The sequence below is a fragment of the Agrobacterium sp. SORGH_AS 787 genome (assembly GCF_030819035.1).
Classification (GTDB): domain Bacteria; phylum Pseudomonadota; class Alphaproteobacteria; order Rhizobiales; family Rhizobiaceae; genus Agrobacterium; species Agrobacterium larrymoorei_B.
Genome location: NZ_JAUTBG010000002.1, coordinates 1,294,993 through 1,318,937, shown reverse-complemented (window position 1 = coordinate 1,318,937; position 23,945 = coordinate 1,294,993). Strand labels below are relative to the sequence as shown.

Genomic DNA, 23,945 nt, shown 5'->3' with positions numbered 1-23,945 from the left:
CAGCAGGATCAGCCGAACCGGCCCATAATGTAGTCCTGGGTGCGCTGATCATCCGGGTTGGTGAACATCTTGTCCGTATCGTTCTCCTCAACAAGGTGGCCGAGGTGGAACATGGCGGTGCGCTGTGAAACGCGAGCGGCCTGCTGCATCGAGTGGGTCACGATGACGATGGTGTAGTTGGCGCGAAGCTCGTGGATCAGTTCTTCCACCTTGGCGGTCGCGATCGGGTCGAGCGCAGAGCATGGCTCATCCATAAGGATGACTTCCGGCGAGACGGCGACGGCGCGCGCGATGCACAGGCGCTGCTGCTGGCCACCGGAAAGGCCGGTGCCGGATTCGTGCAGACGATCCTTGGCCTCGTTCCAGAGACCCGCCTTTTGCAGGCTGGACTCGACGATCTGGTCCATATCCGCCTTGTTGCGGGCAAGACCGTGAATGCGCGGGCCATAGGCGATGTTTTCATAGATCGACTTCGGAAACGGGTTCGGCTTCTGGAACACCATGCCCACACGGGCGCGAAGCTCGACCACATCGATTGCAGGATCGTAGATGTCTTCACCGTCAAGCGTGATCTGACCGGTCACGCGGCAGCCGTCGATCGTGTCGTTCATGCGGTTCAGCGTGCGCAGGAAGGTGGACTTGCCGCAGCCCGACGGGCCGATAAGAGCCGTCACCGTGTTCTCGCGAACGTTGAGGTTCACATCGTAAAGGGCGCGCTTCTCGCCGTAGTAAACGGAAACGTCCTTGCCGATCATCTTATGGGAAACTTCATTCATTTTCTTGTCCAGCGCCTTTTCAACTGCTGCTTCCGACAACATGTTCATTGTTCCGTTCTCCCTTGGTTCTTATCGCATTTCCAGATGGAAAACCGGTATCCACTTTTCCTCGAAATGCTTTACCAGCGCCGTTCGAAGCGGCGACGCAGCAGGATTGCGCCCACATTCATCACCAGGAGGAACATAAGCAGGATGATGATAGCGCCAGATGTTCTTTCGACAAAGGCGCGCTCGGCTTCGTTCGCCCACATATAGATCTGAACCGGCAGGGCCGTTGCAGGATCGAGCGGGGTCGTCGGGTAATTCGCCACGAAGGCCACCATGCCGATGAGAAGAAGCGGCGCGGTTTCGCCAAGCGCGTGGGCAAGGCCGATGATGGTGCCGGTCAGGATACCGGGCATGGCCAGCGGCAGCACGTGGTGGAAGATAGTCTGCATCTTCGAGGCACCAAGACCAAGCGCCGCTGCGCGGATCGAAGGCGGCACGGCTTTCAAGGCAGCGCGCGTTGCGATGATGATGGTCGGCAGCGTCATCAGTGTCAGCACCAGACCGCCCACCAGCGAGGCAGAGCGCGGGAAGCCCATGAAGTTGATGAACACCGAGAGACCGAGCAGACCGTAAACGATGGACGGCACGGCAGCCAGATTGTTGATGTTGACCTCGATGAGGTCCGTCAGGCGGTTCTTCGGCGCAAATTCTTCCAGGTAGATGGAGGCCGCAACACCGATCGGCAGCGACAGTACCAGCACGATCAGCATCATGTAGAAAGAGCCGATCAGCGCAACGCCGACGCCGGAGGCCTCCGGACGGCTGGAAGCGCCATTGAAGAAGATGCCGGTGTTGAACTTCTTCTCCAGAGCGCCCTTTCCAACCAGCTCATTCATCCAGCCGACCTGCTGGTCGGAGATGCGGCGGTTCTGTTCATCGCCCGACATATCGACCTGGCCCTTGAAGGCGCTGTCGACATCGCCGGATGCCAGCAGCGACACGGTGCGTGTCGTGCCGATCACGTTTGGATCGGAGGTGACGATATCGCGAAGCTGCGTGCGGACACTGTCAGAAATGAGCGCGTTGACGGCGCGCAGCGCCGTGCGGTCCTCCAGCGACACGCCGAGCACCTTGGCAAGCGAGTTGCGGGCGACCACCGGATAATTCGCCGTCATCAGCTTCGACGGGTTCTGTGCGCGCACATTGTCCGGATCGATAATCTGCTGCGAGAACTCGACCGGGATCGTGATCATCGTCTGCTGAAAGGCCGTATAGCCTTTGCCGATGACGGACCAGAGAAGCAGGAAGAGAAACAGCAGGCCGAAGGAGATCGCGGCGACGCCATAGGCGCGGAAGCGGCGCTCTGCAGCGTAACGGCGCTTGATGCCGATATCGCGACGGACCTTCTTCGTTGCGGCGGGGGCGGAGACGCCCGGAGTAACGACGTCGGTCATTCATACTGCTCCCGGTATTTGCGCACGATATAGAGCGCGTAGATATTGAGGCAAAGCGTGATGGCAAAGAGCGTGATGCCAAGCGCGAAGGCAACAAGCGTCTGCGGCGAGGTAAACTCAAGGTCGCCCGTCAGCTGGCTGACGATCTTGACGGTCACCGTCGTCATCGGCTCGAAGGGGTTGAGCTGCAGGCGCGCGGCAACACCGGCGGCCAGAACCACAATCATGGTTTCACCGATGGCGCGCGAAGCCGTCATCAGGATTGCGCCGACGATGCCTGGAAGAGCGGCGGGAAGGATGACCTTCTTGACCGTCTCGGAGCGCGTCGCGCCAAGACCAAGCGATCCGTCGCGAAGCGAACGCGGCACCGCGGTAATGATGTCATCCGAGAGCGAGGAGACGTAGGGGATCAGCATGATACCCATGACGAAACCAGCGGTGATGACGCTCTGTGCCTGGATGAAGCTGGCATAATTGCCGGTTGCCAGGCCGTTGATCTGGGCGGAGATGTCACGCAGGAACGGGCCGACGGTGGTCAGCGCGAAGAAGCCGTAGACGATGGTCGGGATACCGGCGAGCACTTCCAGCAGCGGCTTGGCAATCGAACGCAACCGCGGGCTTGCATATTCGGCCATGTAAATCGCCGAGAATAGACCGACCGGAACCGCGACCAGCATGGCGACGAAGCCGATGTAAAGCGTGCCGGCGAGCAACGGAATAAGACCGAACTGACCGGAGCTGTCGGTCGAGCCTGCTGCGGCAAAACGTGGATCCCACACCGTGCCGAAGAAGAACTGGTGGGCGGGGACCATCTGGAAGAACTGCACCGCTTCCGTCAGCATCGACATGACGATCCCGATGGTCGTCAGGATCGCGATCGAAGAGGCAACGAGCAGTGCGCCGAGCATGACCTGTTCCACCCGGTTGCGGGCACGGAAGCGTGGTGCGATGGCGCGAAGGGCGTGGAATGCGCCGCCGAGTGCGACGATCAGCACGACCAGCGCCATGGCAATGCGGCTGGTCGAGGTCAGGGTGTTCAGCTTTTCGGCGGCCTCGATCATGTAAGGCTGCGGATCACCGGCGATGGCGACACCCTTCGATGCAAGAACCGTGCGGGCAGTGGCCGGGTCGGCCTTTACGGCATCATATTCAGCAGTCGAGAGTTGGCTCAAGCCACGGGCAATCGACGTCACCATACCGTAGGTCAGGCTCTGCTGGGCTTCCGGCTGCGCCTTGATCTCTTCCGGGAAGCTCGCATGCACGGCGGAGTTGATGACGAGCGGGCTGATGATCAGCCACAGAGCCAGAATGAGCGCGGATGGGATAAGCGCCCAGATGAGGACGTAGGAGCCGTGATAACCAGAGCGGGAATGCATGTTGGAGGGACGTGCGCCCGCCAGCACTGCGGCACGGCGCTTGCCCAGCACATAGCTGGATATGCCGATCAGTGCCAATATGAGCAAAAGGATGGATGTGTTCATGGAGAGTTTCCTCGGCGCACCACGCGGCACGATGCGGCATCATTTCACCAAGAGCGCAGCACCTGCGGCTGATCACCGCACGATGCCGGATCTGCATTCAGTTCACGCATTCCGGGTTGATAGATCATATTTATCGGCGGCTTGGTCTTACGATAAATAGGAACTGTCAACCCTTCCGGACTGAGCAATGGCCGCAAACCGAATTTGCCAACAGAAGAGATGGGAAGCGCAGCGTTATGCCACCGCGCTTCCCAGGATATATTAGAGGGTCTTGCCGGCTTCGAACTGAGCGCGGATTTCCTTGCGCTCTGCGTCAGGGGCAGCAACCAGGCCGTAATTGGCGAGCGGAGAGTCAGGGCCGATCATCTCGTCAGAGGTGAAGAATTCGACATATTCCTTCAGGCCAGGGATGACACCCAGGTGAGCCTTCTTGACGTAGAAGAACAGCGGACGCGAGACAGGGTACTTGCCGGAAGCAACCGTTTCCGTGGACGGAACGACGCCACCGACGGTCGCGACCTTCAGCTTGTCCTTGTTGTTGTCGTAGAAAGCCAGGCCGAAGACGCCGACGCCGGACTTGTTGGCATCGATACGAGCGAGCGTCTCGGTGTAGTCGCCATCGATATCGACAGCCTTGCCGTCCTTACGGATGGCAACACACTTGGCAGCAGCCTGCTTGGCGTCGGAAATCAGACCCTTGATCACATCCGTCGCGCCGGCTTCCTTGCAGCCGTCAGCCATGATCTTCTCTTCGAAGACTTCGCGCGTGCCGTGCTTGGAGCCAGGGATGTAGGCAGCGATTTCTACGTCAGGCAGGTCCTTGTTGATTTCGGACCACTTGGTGTAGGGGTTGGCAACCAGCTTGCCATCCTTGACGACTTCGGCGGCGAGAGCGAGGTACAGGTCCTTCGGCTCGAACTTGACGTCCTTGTTGGACTTGTCCATGGCGAAGACGATACCGTCGTAACCGATCTTCACTTCCTGAACGTCAGCAACGCCAGCGGACTTGCAGGCTGCCAGTTCGTCAGCCTTGATCTTGCGCGAAGCGTTGGCAATGTCGATCGTGCCTTCGCCCACGCCGGAGCAGAATGCCTTCAGACCACCGCCCGTGCCGCCGGACTCAACAACCGGTGCCTTGAAGTTCGGGAAAGCTTCGGCGAAGCTTTCAGCAACGATCTTTGCGTAAGGCAGAACCGTGGAGGAACCAGCAACCTGGATCTGGTCGCGAGCAGAAGCAGCACCCGCGAAGGCAACGGAGGCCACCAGAGCTGCTGCAGACAATTTAAAGAAGTTCATTATGACTCTCCCGTCGTGGGGCCCTTCTTCGGGCTTTCGTGAACTGTGCCGGCAAGAGGCTTAATCCTTAAACCCGTCTGGGCTGTCCCGGCGGCCTCTTCATAACCAGTCTTGCCACACCCTTTTATGTCACTTCGGTGAAAGATTTGTGACAGATTAAATTACTGATATTTATATGCATTTCTAAAACGTGACGAATACGACCCGGCTTGTGTGTCAAAATCTCACGGTGAAGTCCGTACCAGCGCCAATTTCCGACCGGATGATGAGGCGGGCGCGGTGGCGGGTCAGAATGTGCTTGACGATGGCAAGGCCGAGACCAGTGCCTTTTTTCGAACGGCTGTCTGCCACGCTGACGCGGTAAAACCTCTCTGTCAGACGCGGCACATGCTCGGCGGGAATGCCCGGTCCCTTATCCACGACGCTGACTTCGACAGGCTTGCCCACCTCTGCGCGCAGGAACACATCCACCACCTTGCCATCCTGACCATATTTGCAGGCGTTTTCGACGAGGTTCTGGAACACCTGCACCAACTCGTCCCGGTCGCCGTTCACTTGCACCGGGTTTTCGGGAATATGCAGCTTGATCTCGACATCCAGATCGCCGGCGAGCGGCAGCAAGGAATCCCGAACATGGCCGAGAAGCGGCACGAGATCGACGGTCTGATCCGGTGCGATATTGGCACGAAGCTCTAGCCTCGAGAGCGACATCAGGTCATCCACCAGGCGGCTCATGCGGGTTGCCTGGTCCAGCATGATGCCAAGAAAGCGCTCCTGCGCCTTGGGATCGTTGCGCGCTGGCCCCTGCATAGTTTCGATGAAGCCGCGCAACGAGGCCAGCGGCGTTCTCAGCTCATGGCTGGCATTGGCGACGAAATCGCTGCGCATGCGGTCGATACGACGCAGATCCGAAATGTCGCGGAAAGAGAGGATATAAAAGGGCGCTCCCGCCGTCTGTGGCATATCCGCAGCTGCGATGCGCACGATGAACACTCGCTCCGAGGGCAGTCGTTCGGAGTGCTCCACTTGGTTCGGCTGTCCGGTGGCGATGGTTTCCCGAATGACATCGAGCAGGCCGGGTGAGCGCAGCCTTCCGGAGATATGGGAACCAACCGGAAGCGTGCCGAAGGCGCGTTCGGCGGCGGCGTTTTCGAAGAGCACGCCGGCGTCCTGGTCGAGGATGAAGACAGGCGTATCGAGGACGGCAATGCCGGCTCGCACGCCTGCGATCAACCCTTGATCAACCGCGCCTGGAGCCTGCGCTTCCACCTTGGGTTTCTTCTCGTCCTTCTTGATGACATTGGATGGCGCAACGAAGAGGATGGCAAGGATAGCGGCAAGCCACAATGCAACGACGACGTAAGGTGAACGCCATTCGACAAGCGCCAAGGCTGCCAGCATCGTGACGACAAAAAGCGCAAGCCAGTTTCTCCGCATGCGGCGCATCTGTTTAAGCAACGCACCCTCCCCGTCCATCGCTGCCATTGCCATCGCGAATCTTATCCATTCGTCTCGCTCCCGATCCGACCGTCATAATCGCCTTTCATGACAGAGATTCTTCGCCCTGTCCTTTCGCAAGCCTTAGCCGGCAAAATTTATGTGGATGGAGCTTCGATGCCGGAATCTCTTTGCCCTTGAATTCGTAGAGCGTCAGGCTGACCTTAAGAAGACAAAATGCCGTAGGCTGAAAAGGGAGTGAGCATGAGCGAAACCGTCAAGGACAGATCCGTAACATTGACGATGAACGGCAAGGAGCGGGTCTTCAATATCGACGATCCGGTGCTCCCCGACTGGGTGGATGACAAGAAGCTGACGGCAGGCGATTTCCCCTATGACAAGAAGCTTGGCCGGGAGGAGTATGAAGCACAGATCGAAGCGCTTCAGATCGAACTGGTGAAGGTGCAGTTCTGGCAGCAGGCCACCGGCCAGCGCATCATGGCGCTGTTCGAGGGCCGCGATGCCGCAGGCAAAGGCGGCTCTATCGCCGCGGTGCGGGAATATCTCAACCCACGCTATGCGCGTGTCGTGGCACTGACCAAGCCGACCGAAACCGAAAAAGGGCAATGGTACTTCCAGCGCTACATCGCCCATTTTCCGACAGCGGGCGAGTTCGTACTCTTCGACCGCTCATGGTACAACCGCGCCGGTGTGGAGCCCGTCATGGGCTTCTGCACGCCGGAAGAACACAAGCGCTTCTTGAAGGAAGTGCCGCGGTTGGAAAAAATGCTGGTGCATGAGGGTGTGAACCTCTTCAAGTTCTACCTCGATATCGGTCGCGAGACCCAGTTGGAACGCTTCCATGACCGCCGGCACAGCCCGCTGAAATCCTGGAAGCTTTCGGATATGGATATCGCCGCCCTGACCAAATGGGACGACTATACCGCGGCCCGTGACGAGATGCTGGAAAAGACGCACATAGACGACGCGCCATGGACGGTGATCCGCGCCAATGACAAGCGCAGGCTGAGACTGAATCTCATTCGCCATATTCTCACCTCGCTCGATTATGACGGCAAGGATGAGAAGGCGATCGGCAAGATCGACGACAAGATTTTGGGCAGTGGGCCAAAGTTTCTGAAATAGTTCGGAGCCCTTTTTACGGCACCTGCCCCCCTTTCCAAAAGTGAAGGCGATTGCGGATGGAGAATGGCAGAGCGGCATCAGGCCTGCTCTGCCTTTTTCATAATAGACCCTACAAAACGTCTTGACCCGGGCCGATGCTGCTGATTGGATAAGTGGATACAAAAATCCAATGAGCCGCTGATGACCTATGCGACTGCATCCAGAGCCTCTCTTCCCGCCACGGCGGAGGAGGAAGCTTACGTGCATCTTCAGCAGGCACTGCGGCAGGGTCGCTACAAGGCCGGCGACCGGTTGATTCCGGAAGAAATCGCAGCGGATATCGGCATGAGCCGCATGCCGGTGCGCGAGGCCTTCCGGCGGCTCGCCGCCGACGGTCTGGTGACGCTCCGCCCGAACCGGGGCTGCATCGTCGCCGGGCTGACGCTGGAAGAAATTCGCGAAGCCTTTGAGATCCGCTCCGTGCTGGAGGGGCTCGCCGTCCGGCTCGCCACGCCACGCATGACGACAGAGACCTTTGAGGAGCTTGAGCGGTTACTGGAGCGGATGGAGCGGGCCGGGCAATCCGGCAGCGGCGACTGGGTGCTGCGCCACCAGGAATTCCATGCGCTGATCTACGGCCTCAGCGGCAGACCGAAGCTGATCCGCCAGATCAACGCACTGCATGTGATGATCGAGCCCTATATGCGCATCTGGTTCGACTATGTGGAAAAGCCGCTTTCAGCCCGTCAGGAGCATGAGCGGCTGATCGACGTCCTGAAATCCGGCAACACTCGCGATGCCGAGGCGGTGATGCAGGACCATATCGCCGAAACGGCGAACCTGCTTGCCGATTACGCCAGTCCCGGTCGGCGCTGAGCCGTCCGGTCAATATGTCCGCAGCCGGAGACGACATCCGGTACGGACGGGGAACCGCCGTCACCGAACGGCTCTAAAACAAGAGGAAAAGTCATGACGATCCGTCGCATGGCCGCGCTTGCGGCTGCACTTACCACACTCGTGCTTGCCCCGCTTGGCCTTGCGCCAGCCGCGCTTGCGCAGGATGCCCCAAAAGAAATCAAGATCGCGACTGAAGGCGCCTATGCGCCATGGAACTTCACCACCGCCGACGGCAAGCTGGACGGCTTCGAAATCGACCTTGCCAACGATCTCTGCGCCCGCATGAAGATCAAATGCACCATCATCGCTCAGGATTGGGACGGTCTCATTCCATCCCTCACGGTCGGCAAGTTCGACGTGATCATGGCCAGCATGTTCATCACGCCCAAGCGCCTTGAAACTATCGACTTCAGCCATCCCTATGCCGTCGACCCCTCTGGCTTCGCTGTCGCCAAAGACAGCGATCTCGGTAAGCTCGGTGGTGCTACCGAGAAGTTCAAGCTCGACGACGAGGCCTCTGCCAAGGCTGCCATCGAGAAGCTTAAACCCCTCCTGAAGGGCAAGGTCGTCGGCGTGCAGGCCGCCACCACCAATCTCGAATTCCTCAAGAAGTACTTCGCCGATACGGTCGAGATTCGCGAATATAAGACAACCGAGCAACACGATCTGGATCTGGCCGCTGGCCGGGTCGATGCGCTCTTCGCGCAGCAATCCGCATTGGCCGCCACGTTGGCAAAGCCCGAATTTGCGGACTACACGCTCGCCGGTCCCGGCTTCGTCGGCGGTGTCTTCGGGCTCGGCTCGGGCGCTGGCCTGCGCAAGAGCGATACCAAGCTCAAGGAAATGCTGAATACCGCGATCGATGGCGCCATTGCGGATGGCACGATCAAGCGTCTTTCGGAAAAGTGGGTCAAGACGGACGTAACCCCGGTCAAGTAAGGGCGGACCGCATGCGGCCGGACACCACAGGGTTCCGGCCGCGTGGATATCAACAGGGGATCACGCCCGCATGATGGATAAACTGCATCTCCTCGGCTTCGGCGATGGCGGATGGGGCATGTCGCTTCTTGGCGCTGCGACCATGACGCTGCTCCTCTCGCTTCTCGGCTTTGCGCTTGGCGCTCTGTTCGGCGGACTGGCTGCGGCAGGGCGTCTGTCGAAGCGGCGCAGCGCGCGCGGGCTGGCGGAGGCTTACGGGATCGTGTTTCGCGGCGTTCCCGACCTTTTGACCATCTATCTCTTCTACTATGGCGGCAGTGTCGCCTTAACCGCGATTGCGCACCAAATGGGGTCACAGGACTTTATCGGCCTGCCGACGCTGGCAACCGGCATTCTTGCCATCGGCATCATCTCCGGAGCGTACCAGTCGGAAGTCTATCGCGGCGCTTATCTCGCCGTCGATCCCGGCCAGTTCGACGCATCCAAAGCACTCGCTCTGTCACGGACACAAATGCTGTACCTCGTTATCCTCCCGCAGCTCCTGCGCCACGCGGTCGCAGGCCTCAGCAATGTCTGGCAGCTCGTTCTCAAGGATTCGGCGCTGATTTCGGTCATTGGCCTGGTGGAACTGATGCGCCAAACCCAGATCGGCGCAGGTTCGACGCGTGAACCCTTTCTCTTTTATCTCACTGCGGCCTTTCTCTATTTCGTCATTGCCGGGATAACCGGGCAGGCCTTCCGCCTCGCCGAAGCACGCGCCTTCCGGGGGATCCGCGAACGATGATCGATGTCGGCTTCTTCCTCGAGATCATCCCCAAGCTGCTCTCTGGCGTGCCGCTGACGCTGCAGCTTGCAGGAAGCTCACTGCTCCTCGGCTTCTGTCTTGCCCTGATGCTTGCGCTTGCCCAGATCGGCGGACATCGCCTTGCCGTCTGGCCTATTCGAAGCTTCGTCGCCGTCTTCCGTGGCACGCCGTTGCTCGTGCAGATTTTCCTGATCTATTACGGGCTTGGCCAGTTTCGGCCCTCCCTTCAGGCAGCGGGTCTCTGGTGGCTTTTTCGCGAGCCCTATTGGTGCGCCATCCTGGCCTTGACCCTGAACACGGCTGCCTATGGCAGTGAAATCCTGCGCGGTGCCATCCGCAACGTGCCGCGGGGACTTGGCGAAGCGGCACTCGCGCTTGGACTGTCTCGCTGGCTATCCTTGCGCCTCGTCATCCTGCCACTAGCCATCCGGCAGGCGATCCCCGCCTATGGCAACGAAATTATCCTGATGGTCAAAGGCACCTCGCTTGCTTCAATCATCACGCTGATGGAAGTGACCGGCATTGCACAAGGGTTGATCTCCCAGAGCTACCGCGCCATCGAGGTGTTCATCGCCGCCGGCGCCATCTATCTCGCCATGAATTTCATCATCGTCCGGACGCTCGGCCTTATCGAGAACCGGCTGACGCCCTATCGCCGCCGCGCTTAGGCGAAGCGGCAAACAAAAAGACTAAGAGGAGACCACCAGGATGCGCAATTTCGAGAAGCCCACACGGTCCATCGCGGTTTCGACCACGGGGATGGCGGCGACATCCCACCCCTCCGCGACGCTGACCGCCATCACGATCCTGCAAGCCGGAGGCAATGCGATGGATGCGGCGATCGCCGCCTGTGCCGTTCAATGCGTGGTGGAGCCGGGTTCGACTGGTATTGGCGGCGACTGCTTCGCGCTCTACGCACCGAAAGGCAGCGCCGAGATCATCGCCTATAACGGCTCCGGACGCACGCCGAAGGCGCTGACGGTGGATTGGTTCGAAGACCGTGGGCTGACCGAAGTGCCACGCCAATCGCCCGCCGCCGTCACCATCCCCGGCGCCATTGACGCCTGGACACGACTGCACGCCGACCACGGCCGCCTGCCCTTCGCCGACGTGCTGACCCCGGCCATCCGTTACGCCGAACAGGGCTATGCGATCGCGCCGCGCGTCCACCGCGACTGGGTGCGGGAGGAAATGCTGCTATCGCAGGACCCGGCGGCGGCGGAGATCTTTTTGCCAGGCGGCCGCGCACCCGCCATTGGCGCGGTTCACCGGCAGGAGAAGCTTGGTGCGACGCTGCGCAAGATCGCCACAGAAGGCCGTGACGGTTTCTACTCAGGCGATATCGCCGAGGATATGGTAAGCCACCTGCGCTCACTTGGCGGCCTGCACACGATGGAGGATTTTGCTGCTGCCGGTGGGGAATATGTCACGCCCGTCACCACCCTATTCCGCGATCACATGATCCATGAGTGCCCACCGAACGGCCAAGGGATCATCGCCCTTCTCATCCTCAACATCCTCTCCCATTTCGACACGCGCCATGCACCGGGCTCGACGGATCGGTTGCATCTGGAAATCGAGGCGACGCGGCTTGCCTATGCGGCACGCGACGCCTGGATCGCCGATCCCGCCAAGGCAGACGTGCCGGTGGCGGAATTGCTCTCGCACGACTTCGCGAAACGCTTGGCCGAGATGATCGATCTTCGTCATGCTTTGACCGACCTGCCGGACTTCGAGATGCCGCTGCACCGCGATACGGTCTATATCTCGATTGTCGATCAAGACCGCAATGCGGTGAGCTTCATCAACTCGATTTTCGACAGTTTCGGCACCGGCATCGTTGCGCCCCGATCCGGCGTGATCCTGCACAATCGCGGCCAGAGCTTTTCGCTGAAACGCGGGCATCCGAACGTGATCGCCCCGGAAAAGCGGCCGCTTCACACCATCATTCCCGGTATGGTGACCCGCAATGGCCGCACGGAGATGTCCTTCGGCGTCATGGGCGGATACTATCAGGCGCTCGGCCATGCGCATCTGATATCCAAGGTGGTCGATTACGGCATGGACATCCAGGATGCCATCGACCTGCCGCGCCTCATTCCCGTTGGCGGCAAGATACCGCGCGTGGAAGCGGAACATACGATCTCACCGGAAACGATTGCCGAACTCACCCGCCGCGGGTTCGAGATCGTGCCGGCCGAGGATCCGATCGGTGGTGCCCAGGCGGTGAGGATCGACTGGGAGAACGGAACGCTGGTCGGTGCGTCTGAATCGCGCAAGGACGGGATCGCGCTCGGCTACTGAAGCGGTCCTACTCTTTGAACAGGCGTGTCGATTCCGACTTTCGGGCCCGTGCTGTAAATTGGGGCGCAAGCGCCCTTACTGACCGGGCAATATCCGAACCGAATAGAGGTTGATCGGTCGCGACTTGCCGTCAATATCGCTGTTGATGAAGATGCGGCCAGGCGAATTAGGTGCGATGGTGCGATCGAAGCTGAGATTGATCAGCATATCGGCGCGCTCCTGCGTGGCGGTGAAACGGTGTCGCGAGCAGTCGCCCAACGTTCCAAAATCACACGAGACCGACACTTGGCTCTGGCCGTTGCTAGCAGATTGCAGCGTAATCGAAATGGTAGAGGCCTTGCCCGCCATATCCCGCAGCACATCGACCGGAACCGTGATCGCGATATTGCCCGCGGCATCCGCCGTCTGCGAGGTCACGCGGACGGCCTTTCCGCCACCGGTCGCAACATCTTCCACCTTCGAGAGCGAGCCAGGCTGGAGCCCCGCATTGCCACGATCCGCGTTGAAGACTTCCTGCCAGGCGTCGGAGAAACCGCGACCAGCGGCGAGCGTCGGCTCCTGGGTGTTCTGCTGCCCGCCGAAATCTTCGGCTTCCACCGAAGGCGGCGGGTTCGGCACGCTGGTGTCCCGTTCGTTCGGGCTCAGCAACAGGCCGGAGCTATAGACCCACCAGCCGCCAACGCCGATGAAGGCCAAAAACGTGAACCAGATAAAGAGGCGTGTGATGATGCCCTTCTTGCGGCGGCCCTTGGCCGCACGCTCCGGCTTGAAGGCAAGCGACGAGGCTTCAAAGGAGGGACCGGCTGACGAGGTCATGCGGCTCAAGCCCTCGTCGGTGCGTTCGGCACGAAAATCGCTCATCTCTGGCGGCTGATGTGCGGGCTCGCTGCGCGGCTCTGCGCGCACTGGCGCTTCCACCGGCATCGCCGCACCCTCATCCTCGTCTTCATGCCGCCGCGCGGGCGCAACCGACGGTGCCGCGACAGCGGGAGCAGAGCGCGTGGCGGCAGGTGGCTCCACAACAGGCGGAGCAGTGCGTTGCGTTTCCCTCCGTACGTGGTCTTCGACCACATCCAGGAGTCGGTTCCGCTCTTCCGTCTCGATGGCGTGAATGACGTTTTCCAGCCGCTGACGCTGCTGCGCAACGACGCCCTGATCGTCTATGCCCTGCTTCCGCAGACCGGCTTCCAAGGCCTGGCGCGACGACTGATAGATACGCGCGCGCACTTCGGCATTCGACCGATCCGATTTTTCCAGGGCATTTCTGATTGCCGTTTCCAGTCCGCTCACTCTCGGTCCTTCTTCCTCGCCACACGCGAAAGATCAACGCTTCGGCACCACGTTTACGATTCGGTAACGACTCGTGTCCACAACCGCAAGCCACCTGATCAGCAAAGCGGAAATTGGCTTGGGGAAAACGTCATGACTGTGGCGGTTGGAGCATAAGGTTTGCCGCAAGCGCTGGTGGCCTCGTCATGGCGCAGGTCTGACCCCGTGCCGCCCCACCTGCTCTTTTCGCTTTTCAATGGCATCCACCTCGGCTAAATCTTACGTGCGCGTAAACGTAAGTCGCCAAATGTCATTCATGGGAGGAACCATGCTGCCGTCCATTCTTAAGGACAATCTCCGACTGCCGGTGATTGCCTCGCCGCTCTTCATCATTTCTCATCCGGAATTGACGCTGGCGCAATGCAAGGCGGGCGTTGTGGGCGCGTTTCCCGCTTTGAACGCTCGCCCGGAGAGCCAGTTGGACGAGTGGCTGGCGATGCTGACGGAGGAACTTGCCGCGCACGATGCCGCCAACCCGGACCGACCGGCCGCGCCCTTCGCGGTAAACCAGATCGTGCATATGTCCAACAAGCGACTGGAACACGATCTTGGGCTCTGTGTGAAATACAAGGTGCCGATCGTCATCTCGTCCCTGGGCGCTGTCCCGGAGGTCAATGCCGCAATCCACTCCTATGGCGGGATCGTGCTGCATGATGTGATCAACAACCGCCATGCCAACTCGGCGATCCGCAAGGGCGCGGATGGTCTCATAGCGGTCGCGACCGGCGCCGGTGGCCATGCGGGCACCCTTTCCCCATTCGCACTCGTTCAGGAAATTCGCGAGTGGTTCGATGGCCCTCTTCTATTGGCGGGCGCCATCGCCAATGGAGGCTCCATTCTCGCGGCCCAGGCCATGGGTGCGGATATGGCCTATATCGGCTCACCCTTCATCGCCACCCGCGAAGCGCGCGCGACGGAGGCGTATAAGCAGGCGATCGTCGAGGCGCACGCCAATGACATTGTCTATTCCAACTACTTCACCGGCGTGCATGGCAATTATCTGAAAGCCTCCATCGTCGCCTCCGGCCTCGACCCGGACGACCTGCCCGTCGCCGACCCTTCGAAGATGGATTTTGCCGCAGCCTCCACCGGCGCCAAAGCCTGGAAGGACATCTGGGGCGCAGGTCAGGGTGTGGGTGCGGTGAAGGCCGTCGAACCCGTCTCCGCACTGGTTGACCGGTTGGCGCAGGAATACGCCTCGGCGAAGCAGCGCCTCTGCGCATCCTAGGCATGGAGGTCATTGCAGGCGGGAAATTTTCAACAAGCTGACATTCAACGCTTGAAATCCTGCCTCAATGCCTGTATCAGCCCGCCATACGCCGCGCCGAGAGATTTTCGGCGCTTGCGCAGGCCGCTTTAGCTCAGTCGGTAGAGCACGTCATTCGTAATGACGGGGTCACGTGTTCGAGTCACGTAAGCGGCACCATTTCCTCATAGCTCATGCATCTTTTGTGGTGAGGATCGAAACCCATAGCGGTTGATTCAAGCCTGGCCTGAGCGTCTAACGCTTTCTGTGTCTCTTGCTTAAACATTGCCTAGATGGGCGCTCTGTAAGTGCAAGCAATCGCCTGCCGTGAGATTAGCATACGTTTCGACTCGACAGCGATCACAACTCATGGGCAAATAAGGCAGCACCACCTAATCTCTATGGTACAGGCATGAAAGCCATATTTTGCGCCGCAATGTTTGCCCTCCCTAGCCCGCTCCTTGCGCAATCGGATACGGTTCCGTGGAAGGAGGTAGCGGGGTGGACGATCCGCATGGACCCTAGCATGGGGAATGCCTGCTACTTATCGACTGCATACGAGGACGGAACGATCCTGCGGCTAGGCTTCAACTTTCTGGAGGGTAAGCGCGAGCTCTACTTTTCGTTTGGCAACGCCAAATGGAAATCGTTGGAAGAGGGCAAAGAATATCCTGTCCGCATCCAGTTCGATGACGAAACGCCTTGGGAAGCAAAGGCGTCGGCGGCAGAAATTAACTCCTATAAGTACCTTCAGGTCGGTACTCACGACCCAAATTTTCTCGTCGAATTCAGTAAAAAGTTGGGCTTGAAGGCGTTCTACGCCGGCAAGCAAATTATATTCCTGCGGCTTAAAGGTTCCTCAAAGGCAATCAATGAGATGCTTGATTGTCAGGATACAACTGACAAGCTCGTCAGCACTCAAAAGTCTCCACCAAAGGACGAAGACCCTTTCACCGCTCCCCCATCGGTTAAAACTTCCGACGATCCCTTTGAACTGTAAAGAGGGGCATCCACAACATTCGGCGCGGAAAGGTGCTTGCGTGTTGAAGCAACCGTGTTCCAACACTTCTTTGGCACCAAAAGCCAAGTCTAAGCGGATACATTCGGGTAGTACCGGCAAAAGCCGCATTCCGCTCAGTTGGCGCATCCATTGTAACAGGGCGTCGATCAGCGTTTGGACATTTCTAGCGCATCGCCTTTGACCCGATCTCACGTTTTCGCGATGAGACTGCCGAGCATCTCGTCCTTCTTCCTCGCTTCGCCTATCTTAGTCTCCCAACGCAAGAGGAGATTGAATGATCGACGAATTTGGCCCTTACGTGCAGATGGCGACGCTTGGGGAGCAGATGGCCAATCGGTACCAGATGGATGAAAATCTGGAGCTGGGGCCGCACTTGGCGCATTACATGGAAGAGGTTGAGGTCAATATCGCGGCGGATCGCTTCAACCATGTGGGTTTTATGGAAAAAATCCTCGGGCGATTAAAGTCCATACCAGAGGCAACGGACGAAAGACGACGCCAAGATTTTTTGCAGGCCGTCTCCGTTGCGCTTCAGGAGCGCATCGATCGTACCTCTCGCGAAGTCGCGCTCGACGGAATTTGATAGTCGTTGGCTCACGCTCACGGCAACAGAGAGCCTGTCGCGCTGGCCTCTCCTTCACTTGAGCTAGAAAGGAAGATCGGTTGCCCCGCCTAATTGACCTGCTTATGCGGGGTGGTGCGGGGGATCAAAGATCCATCCTGGGCCTGTGGGGCGATGTGGATGTTGTCGCGGAAAAGGGCGATGCTGAGGACGAGACCTACGAGGACACATAGGAGAGCGACGAAGATCAGTCCGGCTTTGTCTATCGGCTTTCTCATGGATCCTACCATAGGCGCTAATGTGGATATGGTGAGGCGATAAACACCCTTTCTTACCGTCCGATACATTTGGTTATCAAACCGTAAAAAGACAACACCATAGCCGTTTTAACGCAAAACTATTTTCGGGCGCATGTCCGAATGGACGTCCGTTGGGTGCGCGAAACGATCGGTTGGATGAACGGAATGTGTGCGGACAGCGGAAGGCAAGATTGAAACCAATCGGCTTAAAACCACGTTACCCGCCCGACAACAATGGACATGGGATTTCAGATCGTGGACGTCATTCGTATTCTTCTCGCCATCATCCTGCCGCCCGTCGGCGTTTTCCTGCAGGTGGGTCTCGGCCTTCATTTCTGGCTGAACATTCTGCTGACACTGTGCGGATACCTGCCCGGCATCATCCACGCGATCTGGGTCATCTTGCGAAAGTGATCCTGATCCGCTGATGGTACAGGTGTACGCGCTGCACCTATAGAAAAAATCAGGCAAAAGCCTGCGTCGCCCACGCCCCCGCCGCTGCGGCGAGGGCCGTCAGCAGCGTTCCCCAAATGATATCCACCACGCATAAGCGCCATGTCCACCCCTTGAGGGTGGACAGGTTCGTCATGTCGTAAGTGCCATAGGCAAGAAAGCCAAAGACCGCACCGGAGACCAGCGCCTCACCGATCGAACCTCCGGTGAAAGATGGTGCGACGGCGAAGTAGACGATGCCCGCAATATAAAAGAGATAGAAGATACCCGCTGCTACGAAGTTTGGCTTTGGCAGCATGAGTTGCCCGATTTCGCGTTTGTAAAAGCCGACAGCCAGCTTTGACAGCCAGACGAAATCCAGTCCGAAGAAAGCGATAGCCGTTGCGACATAGGCGACGATCAGCTGCATACGGCGAGCCTCCTCTTATAAATGAGGGTTAAATTCCCAGAACGGGCTGAACCAGTCTGACGATCCAGCTCTTGAATTTCAACGGCGCATCGGTGACAGCCAGGCAAATGCAATCTTCGCCTTCACCAGCAATCGGCTGATGGGTGAGGTCTTCATCCGCCTCTTCAAAATCCCCACGACGGAAGACATCGTCGCCATCGCGGAAGCATCCCGCCAGAACCACCGTCAACTCCCGGCCCCCATGGGTATGTTCAGGAACAGGCTTACCAGCAGGTATCTTCAGCAACCGGACCTGCGCTTCGCCATCCCTGGTGGGAATGGGGAAATGATAGGCGCCGGGGCCGAGCGGCTTCCATTTGAGCTTGTCGACATCCCCACCCGCGTAGGAGCGCAAAGGTTCCGGCAGGACCGAGGGTTTGGCGGCTGAAGCGGCCACACTTGCTGGCGTGTAGGGGGCCTCGGCCCGCATGCGGGCCTTCATCGCGCTCCACTGACCCTCGGAAATTTCCTGAACAGGTCCGGCATCACGCAAAAGCGCACCCGCGGTCATTTCCATGGCGTGCAAACGCTTGCGGCTTTCCGGACACAGCGCAAGATGGGTGGCGACTGCCAGGCTCCAGCTTTCCGCCAGACTGCCCGAGGCGTAATCGAGCAGCAATTCATCGCTGATGTGGTGCCAAACACTCATGTGCGCGACTCCAGAGCTGTTCTCAGTTTGGCAAAAGCAAGCCGGATGCGGGACTTGACGGTTCCGATGGGAAGACCGAGCTGCTGGGCAATAACGCTGTGAGACATTTCCTCGAAGAAGGAACGCTTCAGAAGGTCCCGCTGCTCCTGCGGAAGGTCGGCCAGCGCACGGTGCAGACGCTCGGCATCCTGCAACTCTTCCATCTGGGCATCGGCCGCCGGCGCATCGTCTGCAACGAAGGCAGGATCGTTCATATCGAACTCGGGGCGGCGGTCGCGCCGGTGCGCATCAATTCTCAGGTTACGGGCAATTCTGAAGATCCAGGCAGAGACGTTGCCTCTCGCCGGATCGAAGAGGGCGGCCTTGTTCCAGACCGTCATCATTGTTTCCTGCATCAGTTCCTCAGCGGCCTGCGCATCACGCACCTGCCGTAACATATAGATACGCACGCGTGGTCCGAAGTATCGGAATACAGCTTCGAAGGCCTCCACACTGCGTTCAGATGCAATTGCTCTTAGCAGTCCGGGAAGCTCGTCCTCGATATTGTTCTGGACCGTTTCACCCATGCGAATAGGTTTTACCTCGCTCCCACGCATTTTCTGAGCAACAGGCTTCTTCCTATTGTTGCTCATATAGTGGCACGGCGCCGCCGCTATGGAAACATTTATCGTCATGCTGGCGACTACGGCAGGTCTATTTCGGTGGATCACTCACGGTGTGGGAGAAGACAAAATTTAACACTTCGGAAATCCATTGGTCACTGCCTTGCGTAACGTTCGACATGAAGAAAATGGACCTGGAAGTCATGGATATATCGTCACGGTCAAGAGACAGACAGGCGCTGCGTAAGGTTGCCGTTATCGGTTCCGGCATCTCAGGTCTCTCGGCTGCGTGGCTGCTCGACAAGTCCTGCGAGGTCACGCTGTATGAGAGCGATCATCGACTAGGCGGCCATGCCAACACGGTCACTGTCGAGCGTGCGGACAAAGCTCCCATTGTCGTCGATACCGGCTTCATCGTCTATAACGAGAAGAACTATCCCAATCTCGTAGCGCTGTTCGCGCATCTCGGCGTGCAGACGGCTGCCTCCGACATGTCCTTTGCGGCATCGCTTGGCGGTGGAGCGCTTGAATATTCCGGCTCCGACCTTGCCGGGCTGATCGGGCAGAAGTCCAATCTCTTTCGCCCGCGCTTCTGGAAAATGGTGCGTGACATCATGCGCTTCTACAAGGTGGCGCCGGATCTTCTGCACGACGAGAGCCTGCGCGACGTCAGTCTCGGCGCCTATCTCGATCGAAACAACTATTCGGCCGGCTTCGTCGATGATCATCTCCTTCCGATGGGTGCGGCTATCTGGTCGATGACCGCCGACGACATGCGCGACTATCCGTTGCACGCCTTCATCCGCTTTTTCGTCAATCATGGCCTCGTCCAGCTTTCCGGCCGCCCGCAATGGCGCACGGTCAAGGGTGGCAGCCGGGAATATGTGTCCCGCGTGCTTGCCGAATTTCGCGGAACGGTGCGCCTTTCAAGGCCGGTTGCCGGTATCCGCCGCACTCGAGAGGGCGTAACGGTTGTCGATCGTGCGGGCGATGTCTCGGTTTTTGACGAGGTGGTGATCGCCACGCATGCGGATGATGCCCTTGCGCTTCTCACCGATGCCGACGATCAGGAGCAAGCCCTTCTCGGCGCATTCGACTATACGAGCAACATGGCAGTCCTTCACAGCGATGAGCGATTGATGCCGAAACGCAAAGCGGTGTGGTCCAGCTGGAATTATCTCAGCGAGCCGGGATCTCGCGGCACGGAAGCGCTTTGCGTCACCTATTGGATGAACAAACTTCAGCCGATCGATCCCGCAACGCCGCTCTTCGTCACGCTCAACCCATCGCGTGCGGTCGATCCGGCCAAGGTGATCCAGAGCTTCGATTATGCCCATCCGCTTTTCGATGCGAAGGCAATGGCAGCACAGAAGAAGCTCTGGTCGCTGCAGGGCCGTCGCAATACCTGGTTTTGCGGCGCACATTTCGGCAGCGGCTTCCATGAGGACGGCATCCAGTCCGGGCTTGCGGTGGCGGAAGCGCTGAGCGGCGTGAAGCGACCTTGGACGGTGGAAAACGAATCCAGCCGCATCTTCCTCTCGACAATCGAGGAGCACGTCTGATGACGTTGCGCTCCGCGATCTACGCAGGGAACGTCGTACATGCGCGCCACCGCCCGCGCGCGCATAAGCTTCGTTACCGCGTTTTTTCGCTGCTTCTCGATCTGGATGAATTGCCGCTGGTCGACGCCACCATACGGCTCTTTGCCCATAACCGGTTTTCGATTTTCAGTTTCCACGACAAGGATCACGGCATCGGCGAAAAGGGCGCGCTGAAGGATTGGTGCTGCGCGCGGCTTAGCGAGGCTGATATCGATCTGCCGCTTGAAGATCTCCGCGTCGAGATGCTCTGCTATCCGCGCATCTTTGGCTATGTCTTCAATCCGCTGACAGTCTATTTCTGCCGTGACCGGCGGGCGAATGATCGGCTGGTCGCCATTCTCTACGAGGTCTGCAACACGTTCCACGAGCGCCACACCTATATCATTCCCACGCCGCAAGCCGATGGCGGGACTGTCCGGCACGCCTGCGACAAGGAAATGTATGTGTCGCCCTTCGTGCCGATGGAGTGCACTTACGATTTCCGCATCGATCCGCCTGAGGAGACGGTGCGCGTCGCCATTAACGAGCGTGATGCCGAAGGCGAGCTGCTGTTCGCCTCCTTCACCGGTAAGCGCCGTCCTTTGACGGATGGCGCGCTTGCCAGGTGTTTTCTGTCCCATCCGCTGATGACGCTGAAGATCATGGGCGCCATCCACTGGGAAGCCCTTATCCTTTGGGTCAAGGGCAATCCGCTTTATCGCCACAAGGCCGCCGAGAGCCGCATTGCGAGCTCCGTCCCCGCCAAAACGCCGCAATCATGGGAGGCATGAACAATGAGCCACGCTGAACAGGAAACGCGCCCGTTTCTCCTTCACACTGCCCCTTTCTGGCAAAGGATGATCTGCCGTCGACTGAGCGGATTGACGCATGGACGTCTGACGCTCGTTTTCCCTGGCGGACAGGAATATGTGTTGCAAGGCAAGGAACCCGGGCCTCACGGTGTGATATCGCTGAACCGGGGACGGCTGGTTCGACGCCTGGTGACTGGTGGCGATATGGGCTTTGCCCGCGCCTATATGGATGGTGACTGGGACAGCCCCGACATCTCTGCACTTCTGGAACTGGCACTCGCCAATGAGCACAACTGGCTGTCGCTCTCGCAGCCGTCACGCCTTACCGCAACAATCGACTATCTGCGGCACCGTCTGCGTCGCAACTCCAAGTCCGGAAGCCGCCGCAACATCGCGTTCCACTACGATCTCGGCAATCGCTTCTATGGTGCATGGCTCGATGAGACCATGACCTACTCTTCCGCACTCTTTACCAAACCTGGACAGGGTCTGGCTGAAGCGCAGAACGCCAAATATGACCGGATCGTTGAAGAGTTGCAGATCGGGCCTGACGATCACGTGCTGGAGATCGGCTGCGGTTGGGGCGGCTTTGCCGAATATGCCATGGCGAAAACCGGCTGCCGCGTCACCGGTCTGACGCTATCTCAGGAGCAGGCCGCCTATGCCCGCAACCGGCTTGCCAAGGCAGGCTTGTCCGAGCGCAGCGACATCCGCCTGGAGGACTACCGAGATTGCCAGGGTACCTACTCCAAGATCGTCTCCATCGAAATGTTCGAAGCCGTGGGTGAAGAGAACTGGCCGGTTTACTTCAGACGGGTTCAGGAGCTGCTGGCACCTGGCGGCAAGGCCGTCGTACAGGTCATTACCATCGATGAGCCTTACTTCGACCAGTACCGCCGCAACGCCGATTTCATCCAGACCTACATCTTCCCCGGCGGCATGCTGCCCTCCATCACTGCTTTCCGCCAGGCGGCGGCGCGCGAAGGCGTTTCGGTGACCGACGAACTGCGCTTCGGCCAGGACTATGACCGGACGCTGATGCTTTGGGACCGTGCTTTCATTGCCAATTGGGAACGGATCGAACCCATGGGCTTCGACGAGCGCTTCCGCCGCATGTGGCAGTATTATCTGCATTACTGCGCGGCGGGCTTTAGAGGCGGGCGTATCGACGTCGTTCAATTCACGCTGAAGACGTAAAGCAACGCACGCGATTTGCTGGTCCACAACCGAAAATATGCCTTCTTCGGGAACTTGCGGTCTTTCTTCACGTTATGGTGAAAGATTTCAAGCGCCGGCGCTGCCGGCTCCCAGCGGAGGATCATCCATGAATCAGATCATCTATATCGTCGGCCTGGTGGTCATCGTTCTCGCGATCCTGTCGTTCTTCGGCTTCCGCTGAGGCTAATCTCCCGGTTGTAAAATCGGGATCACCGGAATAATCTCCCTAACGGGAACCACGCCAATGCATGACGCGTTTGGTTAGGTTGTTAGGGAGGTGTTCAATGAAGCAGACTGTATGGACAGAACCTGTCGAAGTGAGCTTCGACAAGAATAGCCAGAACGTGATTTCTGGCCCATTCGATGCGCTGACGCTGCTGACCGAGAATTGGCCGCACGCGCGGGGACTGATGTTCGTGCGCGCTAGAAGCGCTTGCCGCGCCGCGCTCGATGGACGTAAAACGCCCGAAGAGGCGCGTCGTTGCTTTGAAGATGCAATCTCGGAGGCGAAGACAGGAAGGCCGCACTGAGCGGCCTTTACGCTGTTGGACATCTCATAATTTTCGTGTTGCCGTCCTTGGATTAAATCGAGGATAGGGTTGCTAGCGCGCGGCGAAAAGCTTCTCTTCTGCCGTCTGGCCAACCCTCGAGTGACAGCACGGTACCAACTCATTACAGTATCCGTTGTCCTCAACGTCACAGAAAAACGGCCCCTTTCGGAGCCGTTTTCCACCTCATCTTTTTCTTACATCCAATATGGAGGAACGCCGTAATAGTCGTAGACCTTGCGGTCTTCGCGGCCGTACCAGCTCTCGTCTTCTCGTTCAGCGAAACGCGGCGCGTTTTCAATCTGTTCCTTGGTCAAATCGACGCGGTAGCCATCAAGTTCTTCGTCGTAATGAAGCTTTTCCCAGGGCAGAGGATAATATTCATCGCCGATGCCGAGGAAGCCGCCGAAGCTCAAGACGGCGTAGGCGACACGGCCGCCGCGCTTTTCGAGAATGATCCGTTCGATCGAACCAATCTTCTTACCGTCGGCACCATAGACGTTCGTGCCTTCGACCTTGTCGCTGGCGATGAAGCTTGGGGTATCCTGGACATAGGGGTCCTGGCCGGCACGGGGTTCATGGTGAAGCATGATTGCATCTCCTCTTTTTCGGTGCGTTGATGACGAATTAACCCGATCACGGAAAAATCGTTCCCGAGCAGGGCGCGGAGGCGTGT

Annotated in this window: 25 protein-coding genes and 1 tRNA gene; 15 read left to right on the top strand and 11 right to left on the bottom strand. The window is 58.8% G+C overall.

From position 1 onward, the window contains the following. Nucleotides 1-8: 8 nt before the first annotated feature. From pstB to phoR, 5 genes are all read right to left on the bottom strand, one after another. Nucleotides 9-824: a phosphate ABC transporter ATP-binding protein PstB gene (pstB, locus tag QE435_RS15640; RefSeq protein WP_309772325.1), complete on the bottom strand. Its 816-nt coding sequence runs from the start codon at nt 822-824 to the stop codon at nt 9-11. Nucleotides 825-895: 71 nt separating this feature from the next. Then, complete coding sequence (gene pstA, locus QE435_RS15635) at nt 896-2,218, bottom strand: phosphate ABC transporter permease PstA (protein WP_349041939.1); 1,323 nt, start codon at nt 2,216-2,218, stop codon at nt 896-898. After that, nucleotides 2,215-3,699 (bottom strand): phosphate ABC transporter permease subunit PstC, encoded by a 1,485-nt coding sequence (gene pstC, locus QE435_RS15630; protein WP_349041938.1) that lies wholly within the window; start codon nt 3,697-3,699, stop codon nt 2,215-2,217. The genes pstA and pstC overlap by 4 nt, the downstream gene beginning before the upstream one ends. Nucleotides 3,700-3,960: 261 nt before the next feature. Further along, a complete protein-coding gene (locus QE435_RS15625; RefSeq protein ID WP_309772321.1) occupies nt 3,961-4,995 on the bottom strand; it encodes a substrate-binding domain-containing protein in 1,035 nt (344 codons plus the stop codon). A gap of 216 nt (nt 4,996-5,211) precedes the next feature. Beyond that, on the bottom strand, nt 5,212-6,480 hold the full coding sequence (gene phoR, locus QE435_RS15620; RefSeq protein WP_349042876.1) for a phosphate regulon sensor histidine kinase PhoR: 1,269 nt from the start codon (nt 6,478-6,480) through the stop codon (nt 5,212-5,214). Between the two features lie 216 nt (nt 6,481-6,696). Between phoR and ppk2 the strand changes: the two genes are divergently transcribed. The 6 genes from ppk2 to ggt all read left to right on the top strand — a co-directional run bounded on the left by ppk2 (nt 6,697) and on the right by ggt (nt 12,502). Then, nucleotides 6,697-7,578, top strand: coding sequence for a polyphosphate kinase 2 (gene ppk2, locus QE435_RS15615; RefSeq protein ID WP_349041937.1), 882 nt, complete (start codon nt 6,697-6,699; stop codon nt 7,576-7,578). A gap of 180 nt (nt 7,579-7,758) precedes the next feature. After that, on the top strand, nt 7,759-8,433 hold the full coding sequence (locus QE435_RS15610) for a GntR family transcriptional regulator (protein WP_349041936.1): 675 nt from the start codon (nt 7,759-7,761) through the stop codon (nt 8,431-8,433). Nucleotides 8,434-8,526: 93 nt separating this feature from the next. Next, nucleotides 8,527-9,393 carry a lysine/arginine/ornithine ABC transporter substrate-binding protein gene (locus QE435_RS15605; RefSeq protein WP_349041935.1) on the top strand — a complete coding sequence of 289 codons (867 nt, stop codon included), beginning with the start codon at nt 8,527-8,529 and terminating at the stop codon, nt 9,391-9,393. A gap of 70 nt (nt 9,394-9,463) precedes the next feature. Further along, complete coding sequence (locus QE435_RS15600) at nt 9,464-10,177, top strand: ABC transporter permease subunit (RefSeq protein ID WP_349041934.1); 714 nt, start codon at nt 9,464-9,466, stop codon at nt 10,175-10,177. Next, nucleotides 10,174-10,866, top strand: a complete 693-nt coding sequence (locus QE435_RS15595; protein WP_349041933.1) for an ABC transporter permease — start codon at nt 10,174-10,176, stop codon at nt 10,864-10,866. Before QE435_RS15600 ends, QE435_RS15595 begins: the two co-directional genes overlap by 4 nt. Nucleotides 10,867-10,906: 40 nt before the next feature. After that, nucleotides 10,907-12,502: a gamma-glutamyltransferase gene (gene ggt / locus QE435_RS15590; RefSeq protein ID WP_349041932.1), complete on the top strand. Its 1,596-nt coding sequence runs from the start codon at nt 10,907-10,909 to the stop codon at nt 12,500-12,502. Nucleotides 12,503-12,577: 75 nt separating this feature from the next. On the opposite strand, the gene QE435_RS15585 is transcribed toward ggt, so the two are convergent. Continuing rightward, a complete protein-coding gene (locus QE435_RS15585; RefSeq protein ID WP_349041931.1) occupies nt 12,578-13,792 on the bottom strand; it encodes a hypothetical protein in 1,215 nt (404 codons plus the stop codon). Nucleotides 13,793-14,099: 307 nt separating this feature from the next. On the opposite strand from QE435_RS15585, the gene QE435_RS15580 reads away from it, so the two are divergent. The 4 genes from QE435_RS15580 (at nt 14,100) to QE435_RS15565 (ending at nt 16,681) form a co-directional block, all read left to right on the top strand. After that, nucleotides 14,100-15,059: a nitronate monooxygenase family protein gene (locus QE435_RS15580; protein WP_349041930.1), complete on the top strand. Its 960-nt coding sequence runs from the start codon at nt 14,100-14,102 to the stop codon at nt 15,057-15,059. A gap of 122 nt (nt 15,060-15,181) precedes the next feature. Further along, nucleotides 15,182-15,257: transfer RNA gene (locus tag QE435_RS15575), tRNA-Thr, on the top strand. Between the two features lie 232 nt (nt 15,258-15,489). Next, a complete protein-coding gene (locus QE435_RS15570; protein WP_349041929.1) occupies nt 15,490-16,077 on the top strand; it encodes a hypothetical protein in 588 nt (195 codons plus the stop codon). Nucleotides 16,078-16,372: 295 nt separating this feature from the next. Further along, a complete protein-coding gene (locus QE435_RS15565; protein ID WP_349041928.1) occupies nt 16,373-16,681 on the top strand; it encodes a hypothetical protein in 309 nt (102 codons plus the stop codon). A gap of 89 nt (nt 16,682-16,770) precedes the next feature. On the opposite strand, the gene QE435_RS15560 is transcribed toward QE435_RS15565, so the two are convergent. Beyond that, the gene (locus tag QE435_RS15560; protein ID WP_306930808.1) at nt 16,771-16,938 is read right to left on the bottom strand and encodes a hypothetical protein; all 168 of its coding nucleotides are present in this window, start codon (nt 16,936-16,938) and stop codon (nt 16,771-16,773) included. 276 nt (nt 16,939-17,214) lie between these two features. Between QE435_RS15560 and QE435_RS15555 the strand changes: the two genes are divergently transcribed. After that, nucleotides 17,215-17,373, top strand: coding sequence for a YqaE/Pmp3 family membrane protein (locus QE435_RS15555; protein WP_037171141.1), 159 nt, complete (start codon nt 17,215-17,217; stop codon nt 17,371-17,373). Nucleotides 17,374-17,422: 49 nt separating this feature from the next. On the opposite strand, the gene QE435_RS15550 is transcribed toward QE435_RS15555, so the two are convergent. From QE435_RS15550 to QE435_RS15540, 3 genes are read right to left on the bottom strand one after another with little or no spacing between them, the layout of a single operon-like run. After that, complete coding sequence (locus QE435_RS15550) at nt 17,423-17,821, bottom strand: DUF2177 family protein (protein ID WP_349041927.1); 399 nt, start codon at nt 17,819-17,821, stop codon at nt 17,423-17,425. Nucleotides 17,822-17,849: 28 nt separating this feature from the next. Further along, the gene (locus QE435_RS15545; RefSeq protein ID WP_349041926.1) at nt 17,850-18,509 is read right to left on the bottom strand and encodes a ChrR family anti-sigma-E factor; all 660 of its coding nucleotides are present in this window, start codon (nt 18,507-18,509) and stop codon (nt 17,850-17,852) included. Further along, nucleotides 18,506-19,075: a sigma-70 family RNA polymerase sigma factor gene (locus tag QE435_RS15540; protein WP_306930803.1), complete on the bottom strand. Its 570-nt coding sequence runs from the start codon at nt 19,073-19,075 to the stop codon at nt 18,506-18,508. The genes QE435_RS15545 and QE435_RS15540 overlap by 4 nt, the downstream gene beginning before the upstream one ends. 224 nt (nt 19,076-19,299) lie before the next feature. On the opposite strand from QE435_RS15540, the gene QE435_RS15535 reads away from it, so the two are divergent. The 4 genes from QE435_RS15535 to QE435_RS15520 all read left to right on the top strand — a co-directional run bounded on the left by QE435_RS15535 (nt 19,300) and on the right by QE435_RS15520 (nt 23,251). After that, nucleotides 19,300-20,673 (top strand): FAD-dependent oxidoreductase, encoded by a 1,374-nt coding sequence (locus QE435_RS15535; RefSeq protein ID WP_349042875.1) that lies wholly within the window; start codon nt 19,300-19,302, stop codon nt 20,671-20,673. Then, nucleotides 20,673-21,482, top strand: a complete 810-nt coding sequence (locus QE435_RS15530) for a DUF1365 domain-containing protein (protein WP_349041925.1) — start codon at nt 20,673-20,675, stop codon at nt 21,480-21,482. Before QE435_RS15535 ends, QE435_RS15530 begins: the two co-directional genes overlap by 1 nt. 3 nt (nt 21,483-21,485) lie before the next feature. Continuing rightward, nucleotides 21,486-22,700 carry a cyclopropane-fatty-acyl-phospholipid synthase family protein gene (locus tag QE435_RS15525; protein WP_349041924.1) on the top strand — a complete coding sequence of 405 codons (1,215 nt, stop codon included), beginning with the start codon at nt 21,486-21,488 and terminating at the stop codon, nt 22,698-22,700. A 305-nt stretch (nt 22,701-23,005) separates the two neighbouring features. Then, on the top strand, nt 23,006-23,251 hold the full coding sequence (locus QE435_RS15520) for a DUF982 domain-containing protein (RefSeq protein ID WP_306930797.1): 246 nt from the start codon (nt 23,006-23,008) through the stop codon (nt 23,249-23,251). Between the two features lie 215 nt (nt 23,252-23,466). Here QE435_RS15520 and QE435_RS15515 read toward each other — a convergent pair whose 3' ends face one another. Further along, a complete protein-coding gene (locus QE435_RS15515) occupies nt 23,467-23,859 on the bottom strand; it encodes a PRC-barrel domain-containing protein (RefSeq protein WP_306930795.1) in 393 nt (130 codons plus the stop codon). Nucleotides 23,860-23,945: the final 86 nt, after the last annotated feature.

What these genes read in the sequence shown, in the direction of transcription:
- pstB (WP_309772325.1), bottom strand. Translation starts at nt 824, where the DNA reads ATGAACATGTTGTCGGAAGCAGCAGTTGAAAAGGCGCTGGACAAGAAA.
- pstA (WP_349041939.1), bottom strand. Translation starts at nt 2,218, where the DNA reads ATGACCGACGTCGTTACTCCGGGCGTCTCCGCCCCCGCCGCAACGAAG.
- pstC (WP_349041938.1), bottom strand. Translation starts at nt 3,699, where the DNA reads ATGAACACATCCATCCTTTTGCTCATATTGGCACTGATCGGCATATCC.
- QE435_RS15625 (WP_309772321.1), bottom strand. Translation starts at nt 4,995, where the DNA reads ATGAACTTCTTTAAATTGTCTGCAGCAGCTCTGGTGGCCTCCGTTGCC.
- phoR (WP_349042876.1), bottom strand. Translation starts at nt 6,480, where the DNA reads ATGGCAGCGATGGACGGGGAGGGTGCGTTGCTTAAACAGATGCGCCGC.
- ppk2 (WP_349041937.1), top strand. Translation starts at nt 6,697, where the DNA reads ATGAGCGAAACCGTCAAGGACAGATCCGTAACATTGACGATGAACGGC.
- QE435_RS15610 (WP_349041936.1), top strand. Translation starts at nt 7,759, where the DNA reads ATGACCTATGCGACTGCATCCAGAGCCTCTCTTCCCGCCACGGCGGAG.
- QE435_RS15605 (WP_349041935.1), top strand. Translation starts at nt 8,527, where the DNA reads ATGACGATCCGTCGCATGGCCGCGCTTGCGGCTGCACTTACCACACTC.
- QE435_RS15600 (WP_349041934.1), top strand. Translation starts at nt 9,464, where the DNA reads ATGATGGATAAACTGCATCTCCTCGGCTTCGGCGATGGCGGATGGGGC.
- QE435_RS15595 (WP_349041933.1), top strand. Translation starts at nt 10,174, where the DNA reads ATGATCGATGTCGGCTTCTTCCTCGAGATCATCCCCAAGCTGCTCTCT.
- ggt (WP_349041932.1), top strand. Translation starts at nt 10,907, where the DNA reads ATGCGCAATTTCGAGAAGCCCACACGGTCCATCGCGGTTTCGACCACG.
- QE435_RS15580 (WP_349041930.1), top strand. Translation starts at nt 14,100, where the DNA reads ATGCTGCCGTCCATTCTTAAGGACAATCTCCGACTGCCGGTGATTGCC.
- QE435_RS15570 (WP_349041929.1), top strand. Translation starts at nt 15,490, where the DNA reads ATGAAAGCCATATTTTGCGCCGCAATGTTTGCCCTCCCTAGCCCGCTC.
- QE435_RS15565 (WP_349041928.1), top strand. Translation starts at nt 16,373, where the DNA reads ATGATCGACGAATTTGGCCCTTACGTGCAGATGGCGACGCTTGGGGAG.
- QE435_RS15560 (WP_306930808.1), bottom strand. Translation starts at nt 16,938, where the DNA reads ATGAGAAAGCCGATAGACAAAGCCGGACTGATCTTCGTCGCTCTCCTA.
- QE435_RS15550 (WP_349041927.1), bottom strand. Translation starts at nt 17,821, where the DNA reads ATGCAGCTGATCGTCGCCTATGTCGCAACGGCTATCGCTTTCTTCGGA.
- QE435_RS15545 (WP_349041926.1), bottom strand. Translation starts at nt 18,509, where the DNA reads ATGAGTGTTTGGCACCACATCAGCGATGAATTGCTGCTCGATTACGCC.
- QE435_RS15540 (WP_306930803.1), bottom strand. Translation starts at nt 19,075, where the DNA reads ATGGGTGAAACGGTCCAGAACAATATCGAGGACGAGCTTCCCGGACTG.
- QE435_RS15535 (WP_349042875.1), top strand. Translation starts at nt 19,300, where the DNA reads ATGGACCTGGAAGTCATGGATATATCGTCACGGTCAAGAGACAGACAG.
- QE435_RS15530 (WP_349041925.1), top strand. Translation starts at nt 20,673, where the DNA reads ATGACGTTGCGCTCCGCGATCTACGCAGGGAACGTCGTACATGCGCGC.
- QE435_RS15525 (WP_349041924.1), top strand. Translation starts at nt 21,486, where the DNA reads ATGAGCCACGCTGAACAGGAAACGCGCCCGTTTCTCCTTCACACTGCC.
- QE435_RS15520 (WP_306930797.1), top strand. Translation starts at nt 23,006, where the DNA reads ATGAAGCAGACTGTATGGACAGAACCTGTCGAAGTGAGCTTCGACAAG.
- QE435_RS15515 (WP_306930795.1), bottom strand. Translation starts at nt 23,859, where the DNA reads ATGCTTCACCATGAACCCCGTGCCGGCCAGGACCCCTATGTCCAGGAT.